This window comes from Sphingobium olei (genome assembly GCF_042678845.1).
Taxonomy (GTDB): domain Bacteria; phylum Pseudomonadota; class Alphaproteobacteria; order Sphingomonadales; family Sphingomonadaceae; genus Sphingobium; species Sphingobium olei.
The window spans coordinates 54,309-79,158 of the sequence record NZ_JBHTLS010000122.1; the positions used below are offsets into that span (position 1 = coordinate 54,309).

At 66.1% G+C, this 24,850-nt stretch carries 20 protein-coding genes and 1 tRNA gene; 18 read left to right on the forward strand and 3 right to left on the reverse strand.

What is annotated here, in order from left to right; genetic code table 11:
- Nucleotides 1-7 precede the first annotated feature (7 nt).
- From tsaE to trxA, 6 genes are read left to right on the forward strand one after another with little or no spacing between them, the layout of a single operon-like run.
- On the forward strand, nt 8-451 hold the full coding sequence (gene tsaE, locus ACFQ24_RS10410; protein WP_380911021.1) for a tRNA (adenosine(37)-N6)-threonylcarbamoyltransferase complex ATPase subunit type 1 TsaE: 444 nt from the start codon (nt 8-10) through the stop codon (nt 449-451).
- The gene (locus ACFQ24_RS10415; protein ID WP_380911023.1) at nt 448-1,434 is read left to right on the forward strand and encodes an aminoglycoside phosphotransferase family protein; all 987 of its coding nucleotides are present in this window, start codon (nt 448-450) and stop codon (nt 1,432-1,434) included. Before tsaE ends, ACFQ24_RS10415 begins: the two co-directional genes overlap by 4 nt.
- Nucleotides 1,431-2,141 carry a nucleotidyltransferase family protein gene (locus ACFQ24_RS10420; protein ID WP_380910976.1) on the forward strand — a complete coding sequence of 237 codons (711 nt, stop codon included), beginning with the start codon at nt 1,431-1,433 and terminating at the stop codon, nt 2,139-2,141. The genes ACFQ24_RS10415 and ACFQ24_RS10420 overlap by 4 nt, the downstream gene beginning before the upstream one ends.
- Nucleotides 2,134-5,106, forward strand: a complete 2,973-nt coding sequence (addB, locus tag ACFQ24_RS10425; protein WP_380910978.1) for a double-strand break repair protein AddB — start codon at nt 2,134-2,136, stop codon at nt 5,104-5,106. The genes ACFQ24_RS10420 and addB overlap by 8 nt, the downstream gene beginning before the upstream one ends.
- Nucleotides 5,087-8,527 (forward strand): double-strand break repair helicase AddA, encoded by a 3,441-nt coding sequence (gene addA / locus ACFQ24_RS10430; RefSeq protein WP_380910980.1) that lies wholly within the window; start codon nt 5,087-5,089, stop codon nt 8,525-8,527. The genes addB and addA overlap by 20 nt, the downstream gene beginning before the upstream one ends.
- 28 nt (nt 8,528-8,555) lie before the next feature.
- Nucleotides 8,556-8,876, forward strand: coding sequence for a thioredoxin (gene trxA / locus ACFQ24_RS10435; protein ID WP_066764910.1), 321 nt, complete (start codon nt 8,556-8,558; stop codon nt 8,874-8,876).
- Between the two features lie 97 nt (nt 8,877-8,973).
- Here trxA and ACFQ24_RS10440 read toward each other — a convergent pair whose 3' ends face one another.
- Nucleotides 8,974-9,735: an inositol monophosphatase family protein gene (locus tag ACFQ24_RS10440; protein WP_380911025.1), complete on the reverse strand. Its 762-nt coding sequence runs from the start codon at nt 9,733-9,735 to the stop codon at nt 8,974-8,976.
- A 35-nt stretch (nt 9,736-9,770) separates the two neighbouring features.
- Complete coding sequence (argJ, locus tag ACFQ24_RS10445; protein ID WP_380910981.1) at nt 9,771-10,997, reverse strand: bifunctional glutamate N-acetyltransferase/amino-acid acetyltransferase ArgJ; 1,227 nt, start codon at nt 10,995-10,997, stop codon at nt 9,771-9,773.
- 199 nt (nt 10,998-11,196) lie between these two features.
- On the opposite strand from argJ, the gene secA reads away from it, so the two are divergent.
- Together secA and ACFQ24_RS10455 are read left to right on the forward strand one after the other, a co-directional pair.
- On the forward strand, nt 11,197-13,932 hold the full coding sequence (gene secA / locus ACFQ24_RS10450; RefSeq protein ID WP_380910983.1) for a preprotein translocase subunit SecA: 2,736 nt from the start codon (nt 11,197-11,199) through the stop codon (nt 13,930-13,932).
- Nucleotides 13,933-14,065: 133 nt separating this feature from the next.
- Nucleotides 14,066-14,422: a PilZ domain-containing protein gene (locus ACFQ24_RS10455; protein ID WP_380910986.1), complete on the forward strand. Its 357-nt coding sequence runs from the start codon at nt 14,066-14,068 to the stop codon at nt 14,420-14,422.
- A 3-nt stretch (nt 14,423-14,425) separates the two neighbouring features.
- Here the strand turns inward: ACFQ24_RS10455 and ACFQ24_RS10460 are convergent.
- Nucleotides 14,426-14,515, reverse strand: a tRNA-Ser gene (locus tag ACFQ24_RS10460).
- Nucleotides 14,516-14,661: 146 nt separating this feature from the next.
- Here ACFQ24_RS10460 and ACFQ24_RS10465 point away from each other — a divergent pair.
- From ACFQ24_RS10465 to ACFQ24_RS10510, 10 genes are all read left to right on the forward strand, one after another.
- Nucleotides 14,662-15,711 carry a lytic murein transglycosylase gene (locus tag ACFQ24_RS10465; protein WP_380910988.1) on the forward strand — a complete coding sequence of 350 codons (1,050 nt, stop codon included), beginning with the start codon at nt 14,662-14,664 and terminating at the stop codon, nt 15,709-15,711.
- Nucleotides 15,712-15,730: 19 nt separating this feature from the next.
- Nucleotides 15,731-16,702, forward strand: a complete 972-nt coding sequence (locus ACFQ24_RS10470) for a septal ring lytic transglycosylase RlpA family protein (protein ID WP_380910990.1) — start codon at nt 15,731-15,733, stop codon at nt 16,700-16,702.
- Nucleotides 16,703-16,749: 47 nt separating this feature from the next.
- A complete protein-coding gene (locus ACFQ24_RS10475) occupies nt 16,750-17,913 on the forward strand; it encodes a D-alanyl-D-alanine carboxypeptidase family protein (protein WP_380910992.1) in 1,164 nt (387 codons plus the stop codon).
- Complete coding sequence (gene tmk, locus ACFQ24_RS10480) at nt 17,910-18,536, forward strand: dTMP kinase (protein ID WP_380910994.1); 627 nt, start codon at nt 17,910-17,912, stop codon at nt 18,534-18,536. Before ACFQ24_RS10475 ends, tmk begins: the two co-directional genes overlap by 4 nt.
- A complete protein-coding gene (locus ACFQ24_RS10485) occupies nt 18,533-19,501 on the forward strand; it encodes an AAA family ATPase (protein ID WP_380910996.1) in 969 nt (322 codons plus the stop codon). The genes tmk and ACFQ24_RS10485 overlap by 4 nt, the downstream gene beginning before the upstream one ends.
- Nucleotides 19,502-19,576: 75 nt before the next feature.
- Nucleotides 19,577-21,145 (forward strand): methionine--tRNA ligase, encoded by a 1,569-nt coding sequence (gene metG, locus ACFQ24_RS10490; RefSeq protein WP_380910998.1) that lies wholly within the window; start codon nt 19,577-19,579, stop codon nt 21,143-21,145.
- Between the two features lie 4 nt (nt 21,146-21,149).
- Nucleotides 21,150-21,923, forward strand: a complete 774-nt coding sequence (locus ACFQ24_RS10495) for a TatD family hydrolase (RefSeq protein WP_380911000.1) — start codon at nt 21,150-21,152, stop codon at nt 21,921-21,923.
- Complete coding sequence (locus ACFQ24_RS10500; RefSeq protein ID WP_380911002.1) at nt 21,920-22,711, forward strand: MBL fold metallo-hydrolase; 792 nt, start codon at nt 21,920-21,922, stop codon at nt 22,709-22,711. The genes ACFQ24_RS10495 and ACFQ24_RS10500 overlap by 4 nt, the downstream gene beginning before the upstream one ends.
- Before the next feature lie 9 nt (nt 22,712-22,720).
- The gene (locus tag ACFQ24_RS10505) at nt 22,721-23,353 is read left to right on the forward strand and encodes a retropepsin-like aspartic protease family protein (protein ID WP_380911004.1); all 633 of its coding nucleotides are present in this window, start codon (nt 22,721-22,723) and stop codon (nt 23,351-23,353) included.
- Nucleotides 23,350-24,666 (forward strand): MFS transporter, encoded by a 1,317-nt coding sequence (locus ACFQ24_RS10510; RefSeq protein ID WP_380911006.1) that lies wholly within the window; start codon nt 23,350-23,352, stop codon nt 24,664-24,666. The genes ACFQ24_RS10505 and ACFQ24_RS10510 overlap by 4 nt, the downstream gene beginning before the upstream one ends.
- Nucleotides 24,667-24,850: the final 184 nt, after the last annotated feature.

A 24,850-nucleotide genomic window follows, 5' to 3' on the forward strand; every position in this document is an offset into this window, starting at 1 on the left:
TGCGTCGATGCTCCTGAGCGGCGAAGCGGAGATGCTCGACCTCGGCCGCCGGATCGCGGCGCAGGTCCAGATCGGCGACGTCATCGCGCTGGAAGGAGGTCTCGGCGCCGGCAAGACGACGCTGGCGCGCGGCCTGCTGGAAGCCTTGGGCCTTGCGGGCGAGGCCCCAAGCCCCAGCTTCGCCATCGTCCAGCCCTATGACGTGCCGGAGGTGCGGCTGCCCGTCACCCATGTGGATCTCTACCGACTGGACGGACCGGACGAAGTGGAGGAACTGGCGCTGGGCGACCATCTGATGGACAGCCTGTTGATCGTGGAATGGCCGGACCGGCTTGGCAACGCGCTATGGCCCCATGCGCTGCGGCTGACCGTCGAGATCGTTGATGAAACCGCGCGGCGCTTGACAGCGGACGTGCCGGACGCTTGGACGGCGCGATGGTCACAGATATGATCCCGCCCGCCGCTGCGCCCGCTTTCCTTGCCGAGGCTGGCTGGGGCGACGCGGCCGTCGTGCCGCTGGCCGGCGATGCCTCCTTCCGCCGCTATTTCCGGGTCGTGGATGCCGGGCGCCGCGCCGTGCTGATGGACGCGCCACCGCCGCACGAGGATCCGCGCCCCTTCATCGCCATTGCCGAGCATCTGAACGCGGACGGCTTCGCCGCGCCTCGGATATTGGCGCGCGACCTGGAACAAGGGCTCGTCCTGATCGAGGATTTCGGTGACCTGCGGATCAAGGAGCATCTGGAGGCGGACCCTTCCGATGAATTGGCCGTCTATGGCCGCGCCGTCAGCCTGCTGGCCGACCTGCACCGCCTGCCAGCCGCAGACCTGCCGCCCTATGACCGCGCGGTATATCAGCGGGAAACGGGTTTGCTGACCGAATGGTTTTGCCCGGCCGCCGGGTTGGACGTCGATGAAGCGGCCTATGTCCGCGCGTGGGACGCCGTCCTGCCGGTGGTGGAGGCGTCGGCCAGCCCCGCCGTCACCGTGCTGCGCGACTATCATGCCGAAAACATCATGCTGGTCGATCGGGCGGCGTCGCATGGCCTTGGCCTGCTCGATTTTCAGGACGCGTTGGCCGGGCACCCGGCATACGATCTCGTCTCGCTGCTTCAGGATGCCCGGCGCGATGTGCCGGAAGAGGTGGAAGCGGCGATGCTGGCCCATTACAAGGCGCTTGCCTCACCGCCGGACGATTTCGATGCCGCCTATGCGGTGCTCGGCGCACAGCGCAACGCGAAGATCATCGGCATCTTCACGCGTCTCTGGAAGCGGGACGGAAAGCCCCGTTATTTGTCTTACCTGCCGCGAATGTGGGGGCTGTTGGAGCGCGACCTCGCCCATCCCGCGCTGGCCCCGGTGGCGGACTGGTTCGCCGCCAATATCCCGGCCGAGAAGCGACGCGACGCGCTGGCGGAGTTCGCGCCCGCATGATCGACACGGCGATGCTGATGGCGGCGGGCCTTGGCAAGCGGATGCGCCCGCTCACCGCCACCCGGCCCAAGCCGCTGGTGAAGGTCGCGGGCAAGCCGCTCATGGACCATGCGCTGGACCGGCTGGAGGCCGGCGGCATCCGCAGGGTGATCGTCAACGTCCATTATCTGGCCGACACGGTGGAAGCGCATCTGAAGGCGCGCCGGTGCGGCATGGAGTTCATCGTCTCTGACGAACGGGCAAAGCTGCTGGAGACCGGGGGCGGCCTTGTAAAAGCCAAGCCGCTGCTGGGCGACGCGCCCTTCATCTGCGCCAACAGCGACAATCTCTGGATCGACGGGCCGCAGGAAACGCTCGGGATGATGCGGCGCATCTGGGATCCGGAAAGGATGGATGCCCTCCTGCTGCTGGTGCCGCTTTCGCGCGCGATCTGTCACAGGGGGCAGGGGGACTTTCACATGGATGCGAGCGGCCGGCTGAGCCGGCGCAAAACCGCGCATGTCGCGCCGTTCGTCTTCACCGGCGTTCAGATCATGGCTCCGTCGCTGATCACCGATCCGCCGTCCGACGTGTTTTCGACAAACATTTTCTGGAACCGCGCGATCGAGCGAGGACGGCTGTTCGGCGTATCGCATCAGGGGCTCTGGTTCGATGTGGGTACGCCCCAGGCGATCCCGGTCGTGGAGTCGACGCTGGCCCATGGGTGACAAGGCGCGGCCCGCGCTGTTCACCATTCCGGCGCATCGCGCCTTTTCCGACGCGCTGGTAGCCGGACTGCTCGCGCAGCATCGCGGCCAGCCTATCGCGCTGGCGCAGGCGATGGTCCTGCTCCCCAACAGCCGCGCCGTCCGGGCGATCAGCGACGCCTTCGTCCGTCAGTCGGGCGGCGGGTTGCTGCTGCCCCGGCTGGTGGCGATCGGCGATCCGGACCTGGGCGAACAAGTCGGCGGCGCGCTCGATCCGCTGGGTGAGGAAGAACCGGTGCCACCCGCCATCGCACCGATGCGGCGGCAGATGATCCTGGCGCGCATGGTGCAGGACATGAAGCCGGGCACGGATGCCGGACAGGCGCTGCTGCTGGCGCAGGCGCTGGGCGCGGTGCTGGACCAGATGCAGGTGGAGGAGATCGCGCCGGCCGCGCTGCGCGACGGGCTGACTTTGTCGGAGGAACTCTCCGGCCACTGGCAGGCGTCGCTTCGCCTGTTCGACATCCTCATTGCGCGCTGGCCGGTGGAGCTTGCCCGGACGGGCTGCATCGACCTTGCCGAGCGGCGCAATCGCCTGTTCGACCGGCTGACGGCGCGCTGGGCCGTGCATCCGCCCGGCGGCACGGTGGTGGCGGCGGGCATATCGACGACCGCGCCGGCGATCGCGCGGCTGCTGCGACGGATCGGCACGATGCCGGGCGGCATGGTGGTGTTCGCGGGACTCGACCAGCATATGGACGCCGACGCGTGGGACGCCATCGGGCCTTTCCCGCCCGATCCGCTGACCGGCCGGGCGGCTCCCGGCCATGAGAGCCATCCGCAATATGCGTTGAAGCGCTTGCTGGACGCGATGAGCGCGACTCGGGACGATGTGGCGCAATGGCGATGGGGCAGCGAGCATGACGCCCGGGCGGTGCGCGCGCGCAATATCTCCAACGCGATGCTGCCGCCGCGGCTCACCAGCCGGTGGCGTGATCTCAAGACGGCGGAACGGTCTCTGGCTGGCGTGGAAGCGCTGGAAGTCGCCACCCCCGGCGAAGAGGCGCAAGCCATCGCCATCGCCCTGCGCGAGGCGCTGGAGACGCCGGAGCGCACCGCCGCGCTGGTGACGCCAGACCGGCAGCTTGCGACGCGGGTGTCCGCGCATTTGCGCCGCTGGGGCATTGAAGCCGACGATTCGGCCGGCCAGCCCCTGTCCCGCCTGCCGCCCGGAACCTTGCTGCTGACCATGGCGGAGGCGGTGGCGGAGCGGTTCGCGCCGGTGCCGCTGCTGGCGCTGCTCAAGCATCCGCTCGTGATGCGGGGCGAAGGGCGCCTCGCCTGGCTGGAGGGGGTGAGGGGCCTCGACCTGCTGCTGCGCGGGCCGCGTCCGCAAGCGCGCCTGATCGGCATCGACCTGCTGCTTGCACCGCGCGACGACGATCGGCAGCGGGCTTTGCGGGACGAGGTGCGGGCGTGGTGGCAGGACGCGCGCCCGAAGATCGAGCCGCTGGAACGCGCCTTCGCCGATGCCATCGACCTTGGCGCACAGATCGCTGCCTTGCGCGAGCAGGCGGGCGCTCTGTCGGGCGATGCGGTATGGGCCGGGCATCAAGGCCATGCCGCCGCCGCGCTCTTCACCGAATTGGAGGCCGCCGCGCCGGAGGGGCCGCGTCAGGCCGATGTCCGGGCGTTGCCGACAATGCTGGATCACCTGCTCGGCCGCGTCGCGGTTCGTCCGCCGCAGGGCGGCCATCCTCGCGTGGCCATATTGGGCTTGATCGAGGCGCAGCTGGCACAGGCCGATCTCATGATTCTGGGCGGCCTTAACGAAGGAACCTGGCCCGGCCTCCCCGCGCCCGACCCGTGGCTCGCCCCGCGCATCCGGCGCGAACTGGGCCTGCCGGGGCTGGAAACGCGCATCGGCCTTGCCGCCCACGACTTCGCCAGCGCGCTCGGCGCACCGCATGTCCTCATCACCCGAGCGCGGCGGGGGAGCAGCGGTCCCGCCGTCGCGTCCCGCTTCTGGCTGAGGCTAAAGGCCATGGCCGGGCCGCAATGGAAATCGGCGGACCGTTACGCAGCCTTGGCGCGGGAGATCGACAGGCCGGCCGCCTATCGTCCGGCCAAGCGTCCCGCGCCGTCACCGTCCGTGGCTCAGCGGCCCAAGCTGATCCCGGTGACTGACGTGGACCGGCTGAAGGCCGACCCGTTCGCCTTCTATGCCCGGCGCGTCCTGCGCCTGTCGCGGCTCGACCCCGTCGATGCCGATGCCGGCCCGGCCTGGCGCGGGACGGCTGTCCACGAAATCCTGCAACATTGGGCGGAAGCGGGCGTGTTCGATCCCGCCGACCTGGAAGCGCGTGCCCGTGCGATGTTCGATCAGCCGCAGGTTCACCCGCTGCTCAAGGCGCTCTGGCAACCCCGGCTGATCGAGGCGATCCGCTGGATCGCTGCCGAGGTGGCGCGGGACAAGGCAGAAGGGCGCATCATCCTGTCGGTGGAAAAGGAGGGGCGAGCGGAGGTTGCCGGCGTGACGCTGATGGGCAAGGCGGACCGGATCGACAGGCTGGCGGACGGGCGCATCGGCATCATCGACTATAAGACGGGCAAGCCGCCGAGCCCGCGGCAGGTGAAGGCCGGCTTCTCCCTGCAACTCGGCCTTTTAGGCGTCATCGCGGAGATGGGCGGGTTCGAGGGATTGGGACAGCGCGTCGAAGCAGGCGATTTCGAATATTGGTCGCTCGCCAAGAAGGGCGACCAGTTCGGCTATCGCGAACGGCCGGTCGATCCGCTGGGCAAGCGGGACAAGATCCTCACCGACAGCTTCACCGCCCAAGCGCATGAACATTTCGAGGGCGTAGCGCGGGACTATCTGCTCGGCTCCGCCCCCTTCCGCGCGGAAATAAACCCCGAGGTCGCCAATTATGGCGATTATGACCAGCTGATGCGGCTGGAGGAATGGTATGGACGCGGCGATGGCTAGAAGGCCCAACCCGCTGCAGAAGCTGCTCGGCGATCAGGCGCGCGCCGCCGCGCCTCATGCCCATGTCTGGCTGTCGGCATCGGCGGGCACGGGCAAGACCCATGTGCTGACCGCGCGCGTCTTCCGCCTGCTGCTTCAGGGCGTGCGGCCGGAAAATATCCTCTGCCTCACCTTCACCAAGGCGGGCGCGGCGGAAATGGCCGACCGCATCCATGACCGGCTAGCCGCGTGGGTGCAGATGGACGACACCGGGCTATTCAACGATCTGGAGGCTCTGGGCGAGGAATCCGGCCCCGAAGCGCGGGACAGGGCGCGGCGGCTGTTTGCCGAGGTGCTGGAATCGACCGGCGGCGGCCTGCGCATCCAGACGATCCATGGCTTTTGCCAGCAATTGCTGACCGCCTTTCCGCTCGAATCTGACCTGACGCCCGGCTTTCGTCCACTGGACCAGCGCGAGCAGGCGAGCCTTGCGCGCCAGACGCTCGCCGACCTTGCGGTGCAGGCGCAGGAACAGGGCGACGCCGCACTGATCGGCGCGTTGCAGGCGCTTAGCCTGCGCCTTGGCGAAGGCGGCGCCGAGCAGTTCCTGCTGCGCTGCGCGGCGGCGGAAGCGGCGCTGGACGAATTGCCGGCGGACATCTCGCCTTGGCTGGCGCGCGAACTAGAGCTGCCGGAGGGGGATATCGACCGATGGCTTGCCGAACAGTGCTGCGACGATGTCTTCGACATGCGCGCGCTCGACTGGATCGTGCGCGCCAATGTCGATTGGGGCAAGGGACGCGCACTGGAGCGCTGCGACCGGATCGCCGCCTGGCGCGCGCTCGATCCGGCGGGTAGGGCGGCCGCCCTTGCCGACCTGCATCGCGCCTGGGCGAAGGCGGACGGCGACATCATCGATGCCAAGGGCTGGGTGCCACCGCTCGACGGCTATGCCGAGATGGCGGCGCGGCTGCATGAGGCGTGCGGCGCACTGATCGCGATGAAGCTGCGCGCCGACTATGCGGCGTTGCTGGCGAAGGCGCTCCATGCCGGGCGGGCCTATGCACGCGCCTACGGCACGGCGAAGCGGCTGGCGGGCGCGGTCGATTTCGATGACCTGATCGCCCGCGCCGCGAGCCTGTTGCAGCAGGACGGGATCGCGGACTGGATCCGGTACAAGCTGGACCAGCAGATCGACCATATCCTGGTGGACGAGGCGCAGGACACCAACGTCCGGCAATGGACCATCGTCGGGGCCATCTGCGCCGAATTCTTTTCGGGCGAAGGGGCGAAGGGCGACAAGCTGCGCACCATCTTCACGGTGGGCGACTTCAAGCAGGCGATCTTCGGATTTCAGGGCACCAGCCCGCAGGCGTTCAGCGCGGCGCAGCAGATTTTCGCCCGCCACGCCGAGGAAGCAGGCCATGATTTCTACAGCCTCTCGCTCGATCGCAGCTTTCGGTCGACGCCAGCGGTTCTGGATGTCGTGGATCGCACCATCGGCGCGCTCCGGGCGGAACGGCTGGGCCTCATCGATGGCGACGTGCGCCATATCAGCGCCAATCGCTATCCGGGCGAAGTGATGCTGTGGCGGCCGGTGGTCGCCAATATGACCGAGGATGCGGAAGGCGAGGAGGATTGGGCCGACGATCAGGAACGGGCGCTCGCCACCCGCATCGCCCGCCAGATACGGCAGTGGATCGACGAGGGAATGATGCTGGAAAGCCGGGGGCGGCCGGTGCGCGCGGGGGACATCATGATCCTGGTCCGCCGGCGCAGCGAACTCGCGCGGCTGATCGTCGCGCGCCTCTACGAGGAGAATGTCGCTGTCGCGGGTATCGACCGTCTGCGGCTGAACGCCCCGCTGGCGGTGCGCGACCTGCTGGCGGCGCTGCGCTTCGCGGTGCAGCCCGAAGATGAACTGAACCTCGCCGCACTGCTGGTGTCGCCGCTGATCGGATGGACGCAGGAGCAGCTGATGGAGCGGTTGATCGATCGCAAGGTGGGGTTGTGGCGACACCTGACCCAGACGCTGGACGCAGACTCGCTCGCGCCCTTGCGCGGATTGCTGGGCGCGGCGGATTTCACCATGCCCTACCGCTATCTGGAGGCGATCCTGTCCGGCCCGATGGACGGCCGTCGCCGTCTGATCGAACGGCTGGGCACGGAGGCCGCCGACCCGATCGAAGAACTGCTGAACGCCGCACTGGCGTTCGAAACGGACGATCATCCCTCGCTTCAGCGGTTCATCGACTGGTTCGACCGGGGCGAGGTGGAGATCGTGCGCGATGCGGCCGCGGCGGGCGACATGCTGCGCCTGCTGACGGTGCATGGAGCCAAGGGATTGCAGGCCCCCATCGTCATATTGGCCGATGCCGCGATCGATCCCGATGCGGGCAATCGGGCCGATACGCTGCAATGGAACGGCCTGCCGGTGCTGCCGCCGCGCAAGGGCGAACGGCAGGGGCCGATCGGGACGGTGGCCGAAGAAGCCGCGCAGCAGGAGCGGGAAGAGCATTGGCGGCTGCTCTATGTCGCGCTGACCCGGGCGGAGGAGAAGCTGGTCGTCGCGGGATCGCTGGGGCCGCGCGCGAGGGGCGAGGTCAAGCCCGAAAGCTGGTATGCGGCGGTCGACCGGGCGATGATCGATCTGGGCGCGGACTGGGAGGCCGACCCGCTGTGGGGTGGCGTGCGGCGCTGGAAGGGCACGGAAGTCCTGCCGCCGCGAAAGGCCGAGGCGGAGTCGTCAGACCCCACCCCGGCGGTCCTCACCCCCCATTGGCTCCGCGCGCCTGCTCCGGCCGAGGCCCGTCCGCCCCGGCCACTCGCGCCTTCGGCCCAGGTCGAGGATGACGTACCCAATCCGCCGCCGACCGCCGCGATGCGCGATGCGGCGGAGCGGGGGCGTCTGCTCCATGCGCTGTTCGAGCGGCTGCCTGATCTGGAACCACCCTTGAGACGCGCGGCGGCCGAGCGCTGGCTGGCGCAGCAGGGTGTGTCGGACGAGGCCGCGAGAGCGGACCTTGCCAGGCAGGCAATCCGCGTGATCGAGGAACCGGACTTCGCCGATATCTTCAGCCCCGGCGCGCTCGCGGAAGCGCCGATTGCGGCCGTGGTGGGGCAGGCGGTGATCGCGGGCACCGTCGACCGGCTCTGCATCGGCCCGGACAAGGTGCAGATCGTAGACTTCAAGACCGGACGCATCGCGCCTTTGGGGCCGGAGGAGGTGCCGCTGGCGCATGTGCGGCAAATGGCGGCCTATGCGGCGGCGCTCGCCGTCATCTTTCCCGACAGGACGATCGAGGCCGGGCTTCTCTATACCGGCGCGCCGCGTCTGGTCCGCTTGTCGGCCTCCCTGCTGGCGGCGCACAAGCCGGGCTATGGACCCACGCAGGAGAATTTGCCGCTACCGCCCGTTGAGCCGGGCGTGCAGCCGACCTAGATACGCTTCCAACAAAGGAGATCCGACCATGGCCACCAAGGCAGTCACCGACGTCAGTTTCAAGGAAGATGTGATCGATTCGGACAAGCCGGTGCTTGTCGATTTCTGGGCCGAATGGTGCGGTCCCTGTAAGATGATCGGCCCGGCGCTGGAGGAAATCAGCGAGGAACTGGCCGACAAGGTCACCATCGCCAAGATCAACATCGACGAAAATCCGGAAGCGCCGGGCCAATATGGCGTGCGCGGCATCCCGACGATGATCCTGTTCAAGAATGGCGAGGCCGCCGCGACGAAGGTCGGCGCCGCGCCCAAGAGCGCGCTCAAGGGCTGGATCGAAAGCGTCCTGTAAAGGACAGCCAAAGAGACAGCGAAGTAGACAGGTAAAAGCAAACGGCCGCCCCCGTTCGGAGCGGCCGTTTGGCTGTCTACTTCGCTGTAGCCTTATTTCAGGGGAACAGCATGTCCGCTGCCTTGTCCCACAGTCGGGGCGAGGACGCGCCCAGCAGCCCGCGTTGAAGATCGCCGACCAGATAGGGGCTGCCGTCCAGCCGCTGGCACCGGCCACCCGCTTCGTTGACGAACAATGTCCCGGCGGCATGATCCCATGGCAGCGTGCGGGCGAAGACCGACACGTCGTTCTGCCCCAGCACCAGCCGCGGATATTGTTCGGCGGCACAGCGGGGGATGTCGACCAGGGCGAAATTGCCCGCTGCGCGACGCTGAATATCCTGCCGCTCCTCCTCGCTCATGAAATAGACGGCGAGCGCCGCCACCGGCAGGTCCGCGCCACTCTCCCGCGCGCTCACCTTCTCGCCGTCGATATGGCTGCCGCCATCCTTGAACGCATGGCAGAGCCGCCCCGTCAGCGGGTCCAATATCCAGCCCGCAAGCGTCACGCCGGCATCCGCCAGAGCGACCATGATGCCGAAGGGCGGGTTGCCACTGGCGAAATTGCCGGTGCCGTCGATCGGGTCGATGATCCAGTTGAGGCCGTCGCCCGCGCGTTCCAATATAGCGGGATCGGCGGCGCAGGCTTCCTCGCCGATGATCCCGGCGTCGGGAAGGATGGCGGAAAGCCCCTCCGCCAACCGGATCTCGCTTTCCTTGTCGGCGATGGTGACGAAATCGTCCGCCGCCTTCTCGCTGATCTCATGCTCAGCAAGATTGCGGAAGCGCGGCATGACGATGTCGCGGCCGACATCGCGCATCAGGGTCGCGACTGCGTCATGAAGCGCGGCGACCGTCAACTCCGGTAATCCGCATTGATGGAAATGTAGCCGTGCGTCAGGTCGCAGGTCCATATCGTCGCCCGGCCTTCGCCCAAACCGAGGTCCACCCCGATCACAATGTCCTGCCCCTTGAGATGGGCGGCGACAGGGGCTTCGTCATAGCCCTCGACGGCAAGGCCGCCGGTGGCAACCTGTGTCGCGCCGAAACGGATCGACAGCTTGTCCCGGTCCGCGGGTTCGCCCGCCTTGCCGATCGCCATGACGACGCGGCCCCAATTGGCGTCCTCGCCCGCTATGGCCGTCTTTACCAGCGGCGAGTTGGCGATGGAAAGGCCGATGCGATGCGCGCTTTCGTCGCTTACCGCGCCTTCCACCGTGATTTCCACGAACTTGGTCGCGCCTTCGCCATCGCGCACGACCAGATGGGCAAGCTGGCGGCACAGATCGGACAGGGCGGCGGCAAAGGCGTCCGCGCCGGGATCGTCCATCGACGCGAGGGGAGCATTGCCTGCCTTCCCGGTGGCGAACGCCAGCACGGTGTCGCTGGTCGATGTGTCGCTGTCCACCGTGATGCAGGAGAAGGTCCGCCGGTTCGCGGCCGACAGCATCTGTTGCAGCAACGCCGGATCGATGGCCGCATCGGTGAAGATATAGCCCAGCATCGTTGCCATGTCGGGCGCGATCATGCCCGACCCCTTGATGATGCCGACGAGGTTCACGCGCATTTCGCCGATCAGGGCGGAGGCGTGCGCGCCCTTGGGGTAGGTGTCGGTCGTGCCGATGGTGGTGGCAGCGTCCTCCCATCCGCAGGGCGCGGCGGCGAAGGCAGCTTCAAGGCCCGCTTCCGCCTTGTCGACGGGCAGCGGCACTCCGATCACGCCGGTCGAAGAGATGAAGATGTCCGAAGGCTGGCAGGCCAGGTGATTGGCAACCTTCGCCGCAATCGCTTCGACGGCGGCGCGTCCGCGATGGCCGGTAAAGGCGTTGGCATTGCCCGCATTCACCACCAGCGCCCGGGCCGCACCCAGCGGTATCGCGTCGCGGCACCATTCGACCTCCGGCGAAGGACATTTGCTCTGCGTGGTTACGCCGGCGACGGCGGTGCCTTCCGCCAGTTCGGCATAGGTCAGGTCGCAGCGCTGCCAGGCCTTGTACCCGGCGCGTGCAACGCGCAGCGTTACGCCCGCGATGTCGGGCAGGGAAGGGAAGGCGGCGGGGGCAAGGGGCGAGCGGTCGGTCATGGCGGCGGGATGATGCAAATGGCCCTTTACGTCAATGCGGTTGAAGCTGCCCTTTCCGTGGGCGTGGCGAGGGTCAGCCGTTCACCCCCTTGGCCGCAGTCAGATTGACTAAAGGATGTGCCGTGCCTAAATCGCGGCGCATATCTGCGCACGGTCCCTCTAAAGGGGGCGGGGCGTTCCCCATTTGTCAGGAAATTGCATGTTCGGCGCACTCGCCAAGTCCATCTTCGGATCGTCCAACGAACGTTATGTGAAGTCGCTGGGCAAGACGGTCGACAAGATCGCGTCCTTCGAACCGGCGGTCCAGGCGATGAGCGACGAGGATCTGGTGGCGCAGACCGCGCGGTTCCGCGAACGGCTCGCGGCGGGCGAGACGCTGGACGACCTGCTGCCCGAAGCCTTCGCCACGGTGCGCGAAGCATCGGTCCGCGTGCTGGGAATGCGCCATTTCGACGTGCAGATGGTGGGCGGCATCGTGCTTCATCGCGGCGAAATCGCCGAAATGCGCACCGGCGAGGGCAAGACGCTGGTGGCGACGCTCGCCACCTACCTGAACGCGCTGGAGGGCAAGGGCGTGCATGTCGTCACCGTGAACGACTATCTCGCAAGCCGCGACTGCGAATGGATGGGGCAGGTTTACCGGTTCCTTGGCCTCACCACGGGCGTCATCGTGCCGAACCTGTCGGAGGATCAGCGGCGCGAGGCCTATGCCGCGGACATTACTTACGCCACCAACAACGAGCTCGGCTTCGACTATCTGCGCGACAATATGAAATATGACCGCGCCTCGATGGTCCAGCGGCCGTTCAACTACGCCATCGTCGATGAGGTGGATTCGATCCTGATCGACGAAGCGCGCACCCCGCTCATCATTTCCGGGCCGACCGACGACAAGTCGGAGCTGTACGTCGCGGTCGACGCGATCGTGAAGCAGATCGACGAAAGCGATTATGAGAAGGACGAGAAGCAGCGCAGCGTCACGCTGACGGAGGACGGCACCGAGAAGATCGAACGGCTGCTGGAACAGGCCGGACTGTTGCAGGGCGACAATCTCTATGATTTCGAGAACACGCAGGTCGTCCACCATGTGAACCAGGCGTTGCGCGCCAACGTGATGTTCCGCCGCGACATCGACTATATCGTCAAGGACGGCAAGGTCGTCATCATCGACGAATTTACCGGCCGCATGATGGATGGCCGCCGCTGGTCCGACGGGCTGCACCAGGCGGTGGAGGCCAAGGAAGGCGTCCAGATCGAGCCGGAGAACCAGACGCTCGCCTCCATCACCTTCCAGAATTATTTCCGCATGTATCCGAAGCTCGGCGGGATGACCGGAACGGCCGCGACGGAAGCGACCGAATTCTACGAAATCTACAAGATGAACGTCGTCACCATCCCGACCAACCGGCCGGTGCAGCGCGTCGACGAAGAAGACACTTTCTACAAGAATCTGGAAGACAAGTTCCGGGGCATCGCCCGCACCATCAAGGAGCATCAGGAGAAGGGCCAGCCCGTCCTGGTCGGCACGGTGTCGATCGAGAAGTCGGAAATGCTGTCCGAATTCCTGAACCAGGAAGGCGTGAAGCATGCCGTGCTCAACGCCCGCTTCCACGAGATGGAAGCACATATCGTGGCTCAGGCGGGCCGGAAGGGCGCGGTGACGATCGCCACCAACATGGCCGGGCGTGGGACCGACATCAAGCTGGGTGGCAATCTGGAGATGCGGGTCGAGGACGAGCTGCGCGACATGGCCGAAGGGCCGGAACGCGACGCCGCCATCGCCCGGATCGAGGCCGAGATCGAAGCCGAACGCCAAGAAGTGCTCGCCGCCGGGGGCCTGTTCGTGCTGGCGACCGAGCGGCATGAGAGCCGCCGCATCGACAACCAGCTGCGCGGCCGCTCGGGCCGTCAGGGCGACCCTGGCCTGTCACGCTTCTACCTCAGCCTTGACGACGACCTGATGCGCATCTTCGGCCCGGACACGATGTTCGCGAAGATGATCCGCTCCAACCTGGAGGATGGCGAGGCGCTGCCCCCGTCCAAATGGCTGAGCAAGGCGATCGAGACCGCGCAGAAGAAGGTCGAGGCGCGCAACTACGACATCCGCAAGCAGGTCGTCGAATATGACGACGTGATGAACGACCAGCGCAAGGTCATCTACGAACAGCGCAGCGACATCATGGATGCCGACACGGTGGACGATGTCGTGACCGACATGCGCCGCGAGACGGTCAACGATCTGGTCGGCGCGTCGTGCCCGCCCGGCACCTATCCCGAACAATGGGACATCGAGCGGCTGAAGGCCCGCACGGCCGAAGTGCTGGGCCTTGAGCCAGACTTCGACGCCTGGCTGGCGGAGGATCAGGTCGATCCCGAATTGATCGAGGAACGGCTGAGCGCGCTCGCCGACGAAGCCGTGGCGGAAAAGATCAAGGAGATCGACGCCAATGACTGGCACATGATCGAGAAGTCGATCCTGCTCCAGAGCCTCGACCATCACTGGAAGGAGCATCTGGCGACGCTGGATGCGCTGCGACAGGTCGTGCACCTGCGCGCCTATGCGCAGAAGACGCCGATCAACGAATATAAGCAGGAGGCCTTCGCCCTGTTCGAGCGGATGCTGGAGAATATTCGCGAGGACGTGACCGGCTCAATCGCCCGCGTCCAGTTCCGGATGGAACAGCCGCCGCTGGAGGATTATGGCCTTCCGGTCCTGCCAGATTTCATCACAACGCACATCGACCCCTTTTCCGGCGAGGACAACAGCGCGGATATCGACGCGGCGCAGACTGCAGGCATTACGACGACCATCCCGCGCGCGCCAGGGTTGGCCACGCCGGCGGGCGAGTTCGCCAATCTGGACATCAGTCGCAACGCCCTATGCCCTTGCGGATCGGGTCAGAAATACAAGCACTGCCACGGCGCTCTGGCCTGACACATGGGATGGAGCCGCCGAACGTGGCTCCTCCGCTATGCAATGCCGGACGTTAACCAAATCCGTTGGTTTTTCCGCAAGCTCTTTGCGCGACCCTCAGCACATAGTTGGGGGGAGGGCCAGGAGTGCAATCTTGGATTATGTCTCCTATCAGGCGCGCGCCCGGCAGCAGCGCGAAACCCGCTACGGCGCAGACATCGATGCGTCCCTTCTGTGGGAAGGCGTCAGTCAGCCGGTCACGATCCGCAACATCTCCGTCTATGGCGCGCTGATCATCGGCGCGTGGCTGCCGGCCGTCGGGCAGCGCGTGACGCTGATCGCGCAGGGGCTGGAAGTGTGCGGCACGGTGATATGGGAAGCGCCGGACCGTTGCGGCCTGCTCCTGAGCCACGCCGTCGATCCCATGGCGATCATCGCGGAATCGGGCATGGCGAAGGACGAGCGCCCGACGATCACCCTGCAACGCGTAGGTGCCGATCGCTACGCGTGAGGGTGGCGGACAGGGTGGGATTCGAACCCACGGTGAGCGTAAACCCACGGCGGTTTTCAAGACCGCTGCCTTAAACCACTCGGCCACCTGTCCGTAATGGCACGCTTCCTAGCGTGCCGTGCGCCGATGCCAAGCGATAAATGCCGGGGCACCGACACAGGCCATCGGTTCATCGCCTTGGGCAAGCGACAAAAGGAATAGGGGATTCACCTGCGGGATGGGCTGTGCAACAAAGGGGCATGGGAGATTCTCTGCGCACGATCCTGCCTTCCGCCCTGCTGGCGCTCACCGCGATCTTCGCCGGTATCCCGGCGGCCCAGCGTGCCGATGCGCAGGACGATGCGGCGTTCCAGACCTATCTGGCGACGTTGCGGCCCAAGGCGCGGGCGATGGGCATCAGTGACGCCACGCTGAATGGCGTGTTCCCGGCGCTGACGCCCAATCCGCGCGTCATCCAGCTGGACCAGGGCCAGCCGGGCGGCGGCGCCTATTCCCCCATTCCCAATTTCGAACCCTATCGCCGGGCGCATGTCGATGCCGCGCGCATCTGGCGGGGGCGGGGCGTCTATCAGGCGAACCGGGCGCGGCTTGCGCGGATCGAGGCGGAAACCGGGGTGCCTGAGGAGATCATGGTCGCCATCTACGGCCATGAGACCAACTATGGGTCGTACACCGGCGATTTCGACCTGATCCGGTCGCTGGCAACGCTGTCCTGGGAGGGGCGCAGGCGGGCGCTGTTCGAACCCGAGTTGCTCGCCACCCTGAAGATGCTGGACAATGGCGTGCCGCGCAGCCGGCTAGTGGGGAGCTGGGCGGGCGCGACGGGCTATCCCCAGTTTTTGCCCAGCGTCTACCTGCGCGTTGCCAAGGATGGCGATGGCGACGGGAAGGCGGACATCTGGACCAGCGAAGCCGACGCGCTGGCCTCCATTGCCAATTATTTCGTGCAATCCGGATGGCGGCGGGGCCAGCCATGGGGCGTGGCTGTGATCGTCCCATCCGCGCTGGATCGCGCAGCGATCGCGGCCCGTACCACCCCGGCCCGCTGCCCGCGCGTCTTCAACCGGCACAGCCGGTGGCTGACCATGGCGGAATGGCGGCGGCTGGGCATCGCGCCCGCTTCCGGCGCGTGGGCAGCCGACGACGTCCTGGCGACCCTGCTCGAACCGGACGGGCCGGGCAAGACCGCCTATCTGCTGACCAGCAATTATCGCGCGATACTCGATTATAATTGCTCCAATTTCTATGCCTTGTCGGTGGGGTTGCTGGCGGATGCGGTCAAACAATAAGGGGGCGGCGCTGGCCGCCATGATGCTGGCCCTCGGCAGCATGCCGGGCGGCCTTGCGCGGGCACAGACGGGCGGCGGCGGGCCAGCGGACGGGGCACCGGTATTGGGTGCGCCCTTCACCGTTGAGGGCGTGACCTACACACCGGCCGATCCCGCTTATTATGATGAGGTCGGCTATGCCGCGTCGCAGGAGAGCGGCGGCGAAGCCGGCAAGACTTCCACGGGGGAGGCTTTCGCGCCGACAACGGTGACGGCTTCTCACAAGACGCTTCCGCTGCCCAGCTACGTCGAGGTCACGGCGCTGGACAGTGGCCGGACGATCTTGGTGCGGGTCAACGATCGTGGGCCGATGCGCAACGACCGCCTGATTGCGCTGTCGAGCGGTGCAAGGGAGCAATTGGGCATCGTCGGAGATGGTGCCGCCGTGCGCGTGCGTCGCGTCAATCCGCCCGAGCAGGAAAAGGCGGTGCTTCGGAGCGGCGGGCGAGCGGCGGAACGGCTCGAAACGCCAGCGCCCTTGCTGAAGGCGTTGCGGGGCAAGCTGCCGCCCAAGGCCGCGGAAAATACGCCGTCTCGACCCCAACCGGCCGAGCCGGGCAAGAAAGTCGCGGCGGCACCACCAAGTCCTGCCGTTACGCCATCGCGGCCGGGAGCGGATTTCGATCGGCTGGCGCCCGGTCCTTCAAAGCCAGCCGCAGCGCCCAAAAGCCCCGCCCCGAAGCCCGCGGCGACAAAGGCAGCGACGCCGGCGCCAGCCCCGCCTCCCAAGCCCGTGCAAGGGCGATATGACGTACAGATCGGCGCTTTCTCCACGCAGGCGCGGGCGCAGCAGGCCGCAAAAAGCGCGGGCGCGCGGGTCGAGCAAGCGGGAATGATGTGGCGCGTGCGGCTCGGCCCCTATCCCACTCTGCAAGCCGCGCAGGCTGCCGTGAAGTCGGCCGCAGCGAAGGGGTTTGAGAATGGCCGCATCGTCAGTAATGACGCGCGATAGTCACGGCGCGTGCGCGCATGATTCCATTAATTGAAGGCCGTTATCCGATGAAGAAGAGCGTTGCCCTCCTCCTTGCCGCCGGGCTGCTGGCGCAGCCGCTGATCGCCGCCGCTCCGCCCTATACCAGCGAAGCGCCCATCGCCTATATGAAGGATCTGTCGTCGGGCGCCGTGCTCTACGACAAGGGCGGCGAGACGCGGATGCCGCCTGCTTCGATGGCGAAGATGATGACGGCGCATGTCGCCTTTCGCCTGATCCAGAAGGGCGACCTGAAGCTGGACACTAAGTTCACCGTGCGCCCCGAAACATGGAAGCAGTGGCATGGCCCGCAGGCGGGATCGACCATGTTCCTGTCGGCCGGCGAGCAGGTTTCCGTCGAAAATCTGCTGCACGGTATCGTGACCCTTTCGGGCAACGATGCCTGCGTCGTGCTGGCGGAGGGGATTGCCGGGACCGAACAGGCGTTCGTCGCGCTGATGAACGAGGAAGCCAAGCGCCTTGGCCTCAGGAACAGCCATTTCGGCACCAGCAATGGCTGGCCCGACGAGGGCGTGACCTATGTGACCGCGGAGGATCTGGCGAAGCTGGCGCAGGCGACGATCGAGGAGACGCCGGACCTCTACAAGCGCTTTTACGCCACGACTTCCTTCACCTGGGGCAAGACGATGGGCGGCGCGGACATCCAGCAGGCGAATCGCAACCCCATTCTCGGCAAGATCGCCGGTGCTGATGGCCTCAAGACCGGCCACACCGAAGAGGCGGGCTATGGTTTTACGGGCTCTGCCGAACAGGATGGCCGCCGGCTGGTCATGGTCGTCGCGGGCCTGCCGACCTTCAACGGTCGCATCTCCGAATCGGTGCGCTTCATGGATTGGGGCTTCAAGGCGTGGAAGGCGCAGCCGCTGTTCAAGAAGGGGCAGACGGTCGAGACGGCAGAGGTGCAGTTGGGCAGCGCCACCAGCGTTCCCCTTGTCGCGCCGCAGAACCTGGCGGTTACCCTGCCCCGTACGGCGTCCGCCAATGTCCAGGTGAAGGTGGTCTATACCGGCCCGATTAAGGCGCCGATCGCCAAGGGGCAGCAGATCGCGCAGCTTATCGTCCAGACGCCCGACACGCCGCCGCAGGTGATGCCGCTGGTGGCGGGCGAAGAGGTTGGCGAAGCCGGATTGTTCGGCCGGCTGTGGAACGGCATGAAGTCGCTGTTCGGGTGAGCCAAGGCCGGTTCATCACCCTGGAAGGCGGCGAGGGCGCAGGCAAGTCGACCCAGTTGCGTGCGCTAGCCGCCGCTCTGCGCGATGCCGGCCTGGAGGTGGTCGAAACGCGCGAGCCTGGGGGCAGCGAAGGCGCCGAAGCGATCCGCGCCTTGTTGCTGACCGGCGGGGCGGATCGGTGGAGCGCGCGCGCCGAAGCCTTGCTCTTCGCCGCGGCGCGCGCCGACCATGTCGAAAAGACGATCCGCCCGGCGCTGGAGCGGGGCGCGTGGGTGCTGTCCGACCGCTTTCTAGACTCGAGCCGCGCCTATCAGGGGCAGGGCGCGCTGAGCGACGCGGACATATTGGCGTTGCACCGGATCGGCAGCGACGGATTCCTGCCCGACCGCACAGTCCTGCTGATGTTGCCCGAGGAGGAGGCCGCCGGCCGGGCCAAGGCGCGCGACGGGGAAGTGAGCGACCGGATCGGCGGACGGGCCAGCGACTTTCACCGTGCGGTCGCGGATGCTTTCGCTCGCTTCGCCACGCAGGAACCAGAGCGCTTCCGCTCGATCGATGCCGCCGGCCCGGCCGAGGCGGTCACTGCGCGCCTGATGGCGGCGCTGGCGGATCTGCTCCCATGACGACGATCTTGGGCCATGATGCGCAGGCCCGATCCATGATGGCAGCGGCGGGCAGCGGCCGCATGCATCATGGCTGGATACTCGCCGGCCCCAAGGGCATCGGCAAGGGGCTGTTCGCGCGCGCTCTGGCGATGCGGCTGCTCGCGGATGCGGCGGGACCGATGGTCGGAGGAGAGGGGCTGGGTGTGCCGGACAATCACCCTATCCGAAAGCTGATCGAAGCAACCGCCCATCCGGATTATGCCGAACTCGCCCCACTGGAAAAGGACGGCGTGACCGCGCGCAACATCAGCGTGGATCAGGTGCGCGGGCTGCAACGGCTTCTCCAGTCCGCGCCGTCGCTCTCTGCGCGGCGGATCGTGGTGATCGACAGCGCCGACGATCTGGAACGAGGCGCGGCCAATGCGCTGCTCAAGACGCTGGAGGAGCCGCCCGCCGACATGCTGTTCCTGCTGGTCAGCCATGCGCCCGGACGGTTGCTGCCCACCATTCGGTCGCGCTGCCGCACGCTGCGGTTCGACGCACTGGATGAAGGCGCGATGCGGGTCGTTCTCAAGCGGGCGGATGACAGCCTGTCCCCCCGGGAGATCGACGCTTTGGTGCGCGCGGGGCAGGGGTCTCCGGGCCAGGCCTTGCGCTATGCCGGACTTAATCTTGCGGAGATCGAGGAGATATTGGCGACGCTTTCGCGGGAGGGCGATCCCGACAACCGCCGCCGACTGGCGCTCGCCAAGTCGCTGGCGCTCAAATCGGCAAAGCCGCGCTACGAGGCCTTCCTGGAGCGGGCACCCGCCTTCATCGCCCAGGCCGCGCGTGGCCGGACGGGGCCAGACTTGGGCAAGGCGCTGGACCGTTGGGAAAAGGCACGGCATCTGGCCGGGGGCGCGGTGATCCTTTCGCTCGAGCCCTCCGCCGTCGTCTTCGAACTTGGGGGCCATGTCGCTGCGCTTGCCTCGCCTGCCTGACCAACCGTCCCACTGGCGGCGCTCCATGCGTTTTCGCATGTTCCATCCAGGCGGAAATCGCTTTAGGGAGGCCGCATGTCGAAGCCTTTCACCATCACCACCGCCATATCCTATCCCAATGGTCGCCCGCATATCGGCCATGCCTATGAAGTGATCGCCACCGACGCGATCGCCCGGTTCCAGCGGATGATGGGCCGCGACGTATTCTTTCAAACCGGCACTGACGAACATGGCCTCAAAATGGCGCAGACGGCGCGCGGGCGAGACATGGAGCCGCAGGCTCTGGCCGATGAAATGGCCTCCTATTTCAAGGCGATGAACGACGGGCTGAATATCAGCTACGATCGTTTCATCCGCACCAGCGAGCCCGATCATCATCACGCGAGCCAGGCGATCTGGCAGGCGATGGAAGCGAGTGGCGACCTGTATCTCGGCCGCTACGAAGGCTGGTATTCGGTCCGCGACGAGGCCTTCTATGACGAAAAGGAAATCACGGACGGGGAAGGGGGAGCGAAACTCTCGCCACAGGGAACGCCGGTCGAATGGACCGTGGAGGAAAGCTGGTTCTTCCGCCTCTCCGCCTATCAGGACCGGCTGCTCGACCTCTATCGGACCAACCCGGACTTCATCCAGCCGGAAAGCCGCCGCAACGAGGTGATGCGCTTCGTCGAAGGCGGCCTGTCGGACCTCAGCGTTTCGCGCACCAGCTTCGACTGGGGGGTGAAGGTGCCGGGGTCGCAAGGCCATGTCATGTATGTGTGGGTGGATGCACTCACCAACTATCTCACCGGCTGCGGCTATCCGGACGACGCGGAGCGGATGGCGCGATACTGGGCCGAGGGCGGCGACATCACGCATATCATCGGCAAGGATATCGTGCGATTTCATGCCGTTTACTGGCCGGCTTTCCTGATGAGCGCGAAGCTGCCTTTGCCGCGCAGGGTGTTTGGCCACGGCTTCCTGCTCAACCGGGGCGAGAAGATGTCCAAGTCGCTGGGCAATGTCGCTGACCCGATGGAGCTGGCGGAACGGTTCGGCGTGGACCAGCTGCGCTATTTCCTGCTGTCGGAAGTCACCTTTGGCAATGACGGCAGCTACAGCGCCGAGGCGATTGTCCAGCGGTCGAACAGCGATCTGGGCAACGCTTTTGGCAATCTGGCGCAGCGAACGCTGAGCTTCATCGCCAAGAATCTGGAGGGGCGGCTTCCCGTCATTCACGGCCATGATGCGGCGGATGAGGAATTGTTCGCCTTCATCGACCGCGTGGTCCGTTCGGACATGCTGGCGGCCATGGACGAGCTGGCGCTGTCGAGCGCAATCGAGCATTGGCTGCGCGGCTGCTTCGCCTGCAACCAATATATCGACGCGCAGGCGCCCTGGACCCTGCGCAAGACCGATCCTGAGCGGATGGAAACCGTGCTCGCCACGCTCTACATCGCCATCGCGCAATTGGCCGTGGCGATCCTGCCGGTGATCCCGACGAGCGCGACGGCGCTGCTCGACCATATGGGCGTGCCGGCGGACCGCCGCAGCCCCGAAGGTATTGGCGGACACTGGTATTCGGAACTGGCGGAAAGCAGCTTTACGCTCGACGCGCCCAAGCCGCTGTTCCCGCGTCTCGAACTGCCGGCGGAGGACGAGTGAGGTCATGCTGATCGACAGTCATTGCCACTTGAATTACAAAGGCTTGATCGAGGATCAGGCCAATGTGCTCGAACGGGCGCGGGCGCGGGGTGTGGGCACGATGCTGAACATCGCCACGCGCGAAAGCGAGTGGGACGCGGTGCTGGACACCGCGGTTCGCGAGGCCGATGTCTGGGCGACCGTCGGCATCCATCCGCACGAGGCCGACGAGCATCCCCATGTTGATACCGCCAAGCTGGTCGAGCGGGCGGCGCATCCACGGGTCGTCGGCATCGGCGAGACGGGCCTCGACTATTATTACGACCATAGCGACCGCGAGCGGCAGCAGAAGAGCTTCCGCGCCCATATCGCCGCCTGCCGCGAAACGGGGCTGCCGCTGATCGTCCACACGCGCGATGCGGAGGAAGATACGCTGGACATCCTGCGCGACGAGATGGGGAAGGGTGCCTATGGCGGGGTGATCCACTGCTTCACCGCGAGCGGTGCCTTCGCCGATGCCGCGATGGAGCTGGGCTTCTACATCAGCATTTCCGGCATCGTGACGTTCAAGAGCGCCAGGGATTTGCAGGACACCGCCAGGCGGCTGCCGCTCGACCGGCTGCTCATTGAAACGGACTCGCCCTTCCTTGCGCCCGTGCCCCATAGGGGCAAGCCGTGCGAGCCGGCCTTCGTCGCCGACACGGCCGCCTTCCTGGCGGACCTGCGCGGCGAAACCGTCGAGGCGCTCGGGGCCGCCACATCCGCCAATTTCCGCACCTTGTTCGCCAAGGCCGCATGAGCCTGACGCTCACCATCCTGGGCTGCGGCACATCGTCGGGGGTGCCGCGCATTGGCAATGACTGGGGCAATTGCGATCCCAAGGAGCCGAAGAACCGACGCACGCGCGTATCCATATTGGTCGAAAGCCCGACGACCCGCGTCCTGGTGGACACGTCGCCGGACATGCGCGCGCAGTTGCTTGCCGCGGATGTCATCGACATCGATGCGATCCTGTGGACCCACGACCATGCCGACCATTGCCATGGCCTGGACGACGTGCGGCAGATCTATCACCATCGCGGCACGCCGGTGCCGGGCTATGCGCGGGCCGAGACGCTGACCCTGCTGCAGCAGCGCTTCGGCTATGTCTTCCATGGCAGGCATGGCTATCCCCCGACCATCGACGGCCGTGTTCTGCCCGACAGGCTGCGCATCGGCGACATTGACATCGCCTGCGTGGATCAGCCGCATGGAGAGATATATTCCACCGGCTTCCGCTTCGAACATGCTGGCCGCTCCATCGGCTATGCCACGGATTTTCATGAAATAACGTCAGATATGCTGGCACTGTACGACGGGCTGGATATCTGGGTGGCCGATGCCCTGCGCGAACGGCCGCACCCCACCCACGCGCATCTGGCGATGACGCTGGAGGGCATTGCCGTGACGAAGCCCAATCGCGCCATCCTGACCCATATGGACCAGAGCATGGATTATCACCGGCTGCGGCAAGACCTCCCTTCCGGTGTGGGACCGGGCTATGACGGGATGACGGTAACGTTACCGGCGGTCGAGCAGGGGGGCTGAAAGCACAGGATGGAGCAGTCCGCATCGGTCATCTGGTATCTGCTGGCGATCGTCCTGGTGGGATCGGCGCTGATCGGCCGGCAATTGCCGATGGGCGGCCTTCTGCGCATGGCGCTGCTGTGGGTGGCGATCTTCGCCGGTCTGCTGGGCCTGTTCAAGCTGGCGCAGGGGCAGGGCTATCTTACCGGACGCTGGGCCGAGCAAGGGGCCGAGCAGGGCGAAGTCGCCGCGTCGGGGGATGAACCCGCGCCATTACCGAAAGCCAGCGCGCAGGGCGCTTCGCTGCGCATACCGCTCGCGGCGGACGGTCATTATTGGGTGGAAGGGACGATCAACGGATCGCCCGCGCGCTTCCTGATCGACAGCGGCGCGACCTTCACCGCCCTGTCCGACAGCACGGCGCGGGCCGCGGGCCTCAACTATGACGTCGGCGCGCCAGGCGTGATCATGAACACCGCCAACGGCAAGGTGGAAGCCCGTCAATCGAACATCGCCCGGCTGTCGGTCGGCCCGATTTCGGTCAGCGACCTGCCGGTCGTGGTTTCGCCCGCTTTTGGCGAGATGAACGTCATCGGCATGAACATGTTGTCACGGCTCAAAAGCTGGGGCGTGCAGGATGGCGCAATGGTGCTGACGCCATGAATGGTGTGGGAGAGCAGGGGGCACCAACGCCGGGTCAGCCAACGCAGCGGCAGCGGCTGAAGGCCATCATCGGCGGGTCCACCGGCAATCTGGTCGAATGGTATGACTGGTATGTCTACGCCGCCTTCACCCTCTATTTCGCGCCGCATTTCTTCCCCAGCGAGAATCGTACTGCGCAGTTGCTGAGCGCGGCAGGCATCTTCGCGGTCGGCTTCCTCATGCGGCCGATCGGCGCGTGGATGATGGGGGTCTATGCCGATCGGCATGGGCGCAAGAGCGGCCTGACCCTGTCTGTCGTGCTGATGTGCGCGGGATCGCTGCTGATAGGGGTGACGCCGGGCTATGAGACGATCGGCGTGGCTGCGCCGCTTCTGCTGGTGCTGGCGCGACTGATGCAGGGGCTGTCGATCGGCGGCGAATATGGGGCGAGCGCGACCTATCTGTCCGAAATGGCCGGCCGGAACCGGCGCGGCTTCTTCTCCAGCTTTCAATATGTCACGCTGATCGCCGGACAGTTGGTAGCGATCTGCGTCCTGCTGCTGTTGCAGGCGACGCTCAGCACCGCGCAGCTTGATGCCTGGGGGTGGCGGATACCCTTCTTCATCGGCGGGGCGCTGGCGGTCATCGTGTTCTGGCTGCGCCGGGGCCTTGCCGAAACGCAGAGCTTTGCCGTGGCGAAGGCCGCCGGAGCACCGAAATCCGGCTTCGTCGAGCTGGTAACGAAGCATCCGCGCGAGACGGTCACGGTCATGCTGCTGACGGCAGGCGGGACGATCGCCTTCTATGCCTACAGCATCTACATGCAGAAATTCCTGGTGAACACGAGCGGGCTGAGCCGGGAAACCGCCTCGCAGATCAACGCGGTCACGCTGTTCGCCTTCATGCTGTTGCAGCCGGTGGCCGGCGCGCTGTCCGACAGGATCGGGCGCAAGCCGCTGATGATCGGCTTTGGCGTGCTGGGCGTGCTCGGCACCTATCCGATCTTTTCGGCGCTGGAGGCGGTCCGCGATCCTTTGGTCGCCGGGTTGCTGGTGATGGCTGGCCTTGTGATCGTGACCGGCTATACCTCGATCAACGCGGTCGTGAAGGCCGAGCTGTTTCCGGCGCATATCCGCGCGCTGGGCGTCGCGCTGCCTTATGCCTTGGCGAACACGCTGTTTGGCGGCACTGCGGAGTTCGTGGCGCTGTGGTTCAAACAGGCGGGTATCGAACAGGCTTTCTATGTCTATGTGACGGTGATGATCGCGATTTCGCTGATCGTCTATGTGCGGATGCGCGACACGCGGCAGCATAGCCTGATCCGGGAGGATTGAGTGACACAGGCAGATGGACAGCGAAGTAGACATATAAGTCGCGATAAACGGAAGTGCAATTTTACATATATCAACACCAATTCGTGTCTTGTGTCCTAGTTTCAATGGTTTGCAGGCGATAAACCTGTCCATTGTGTTTCGCTCATAATTTGGACGATCAAGGGAGTTGGAAGTGCAAGACGCC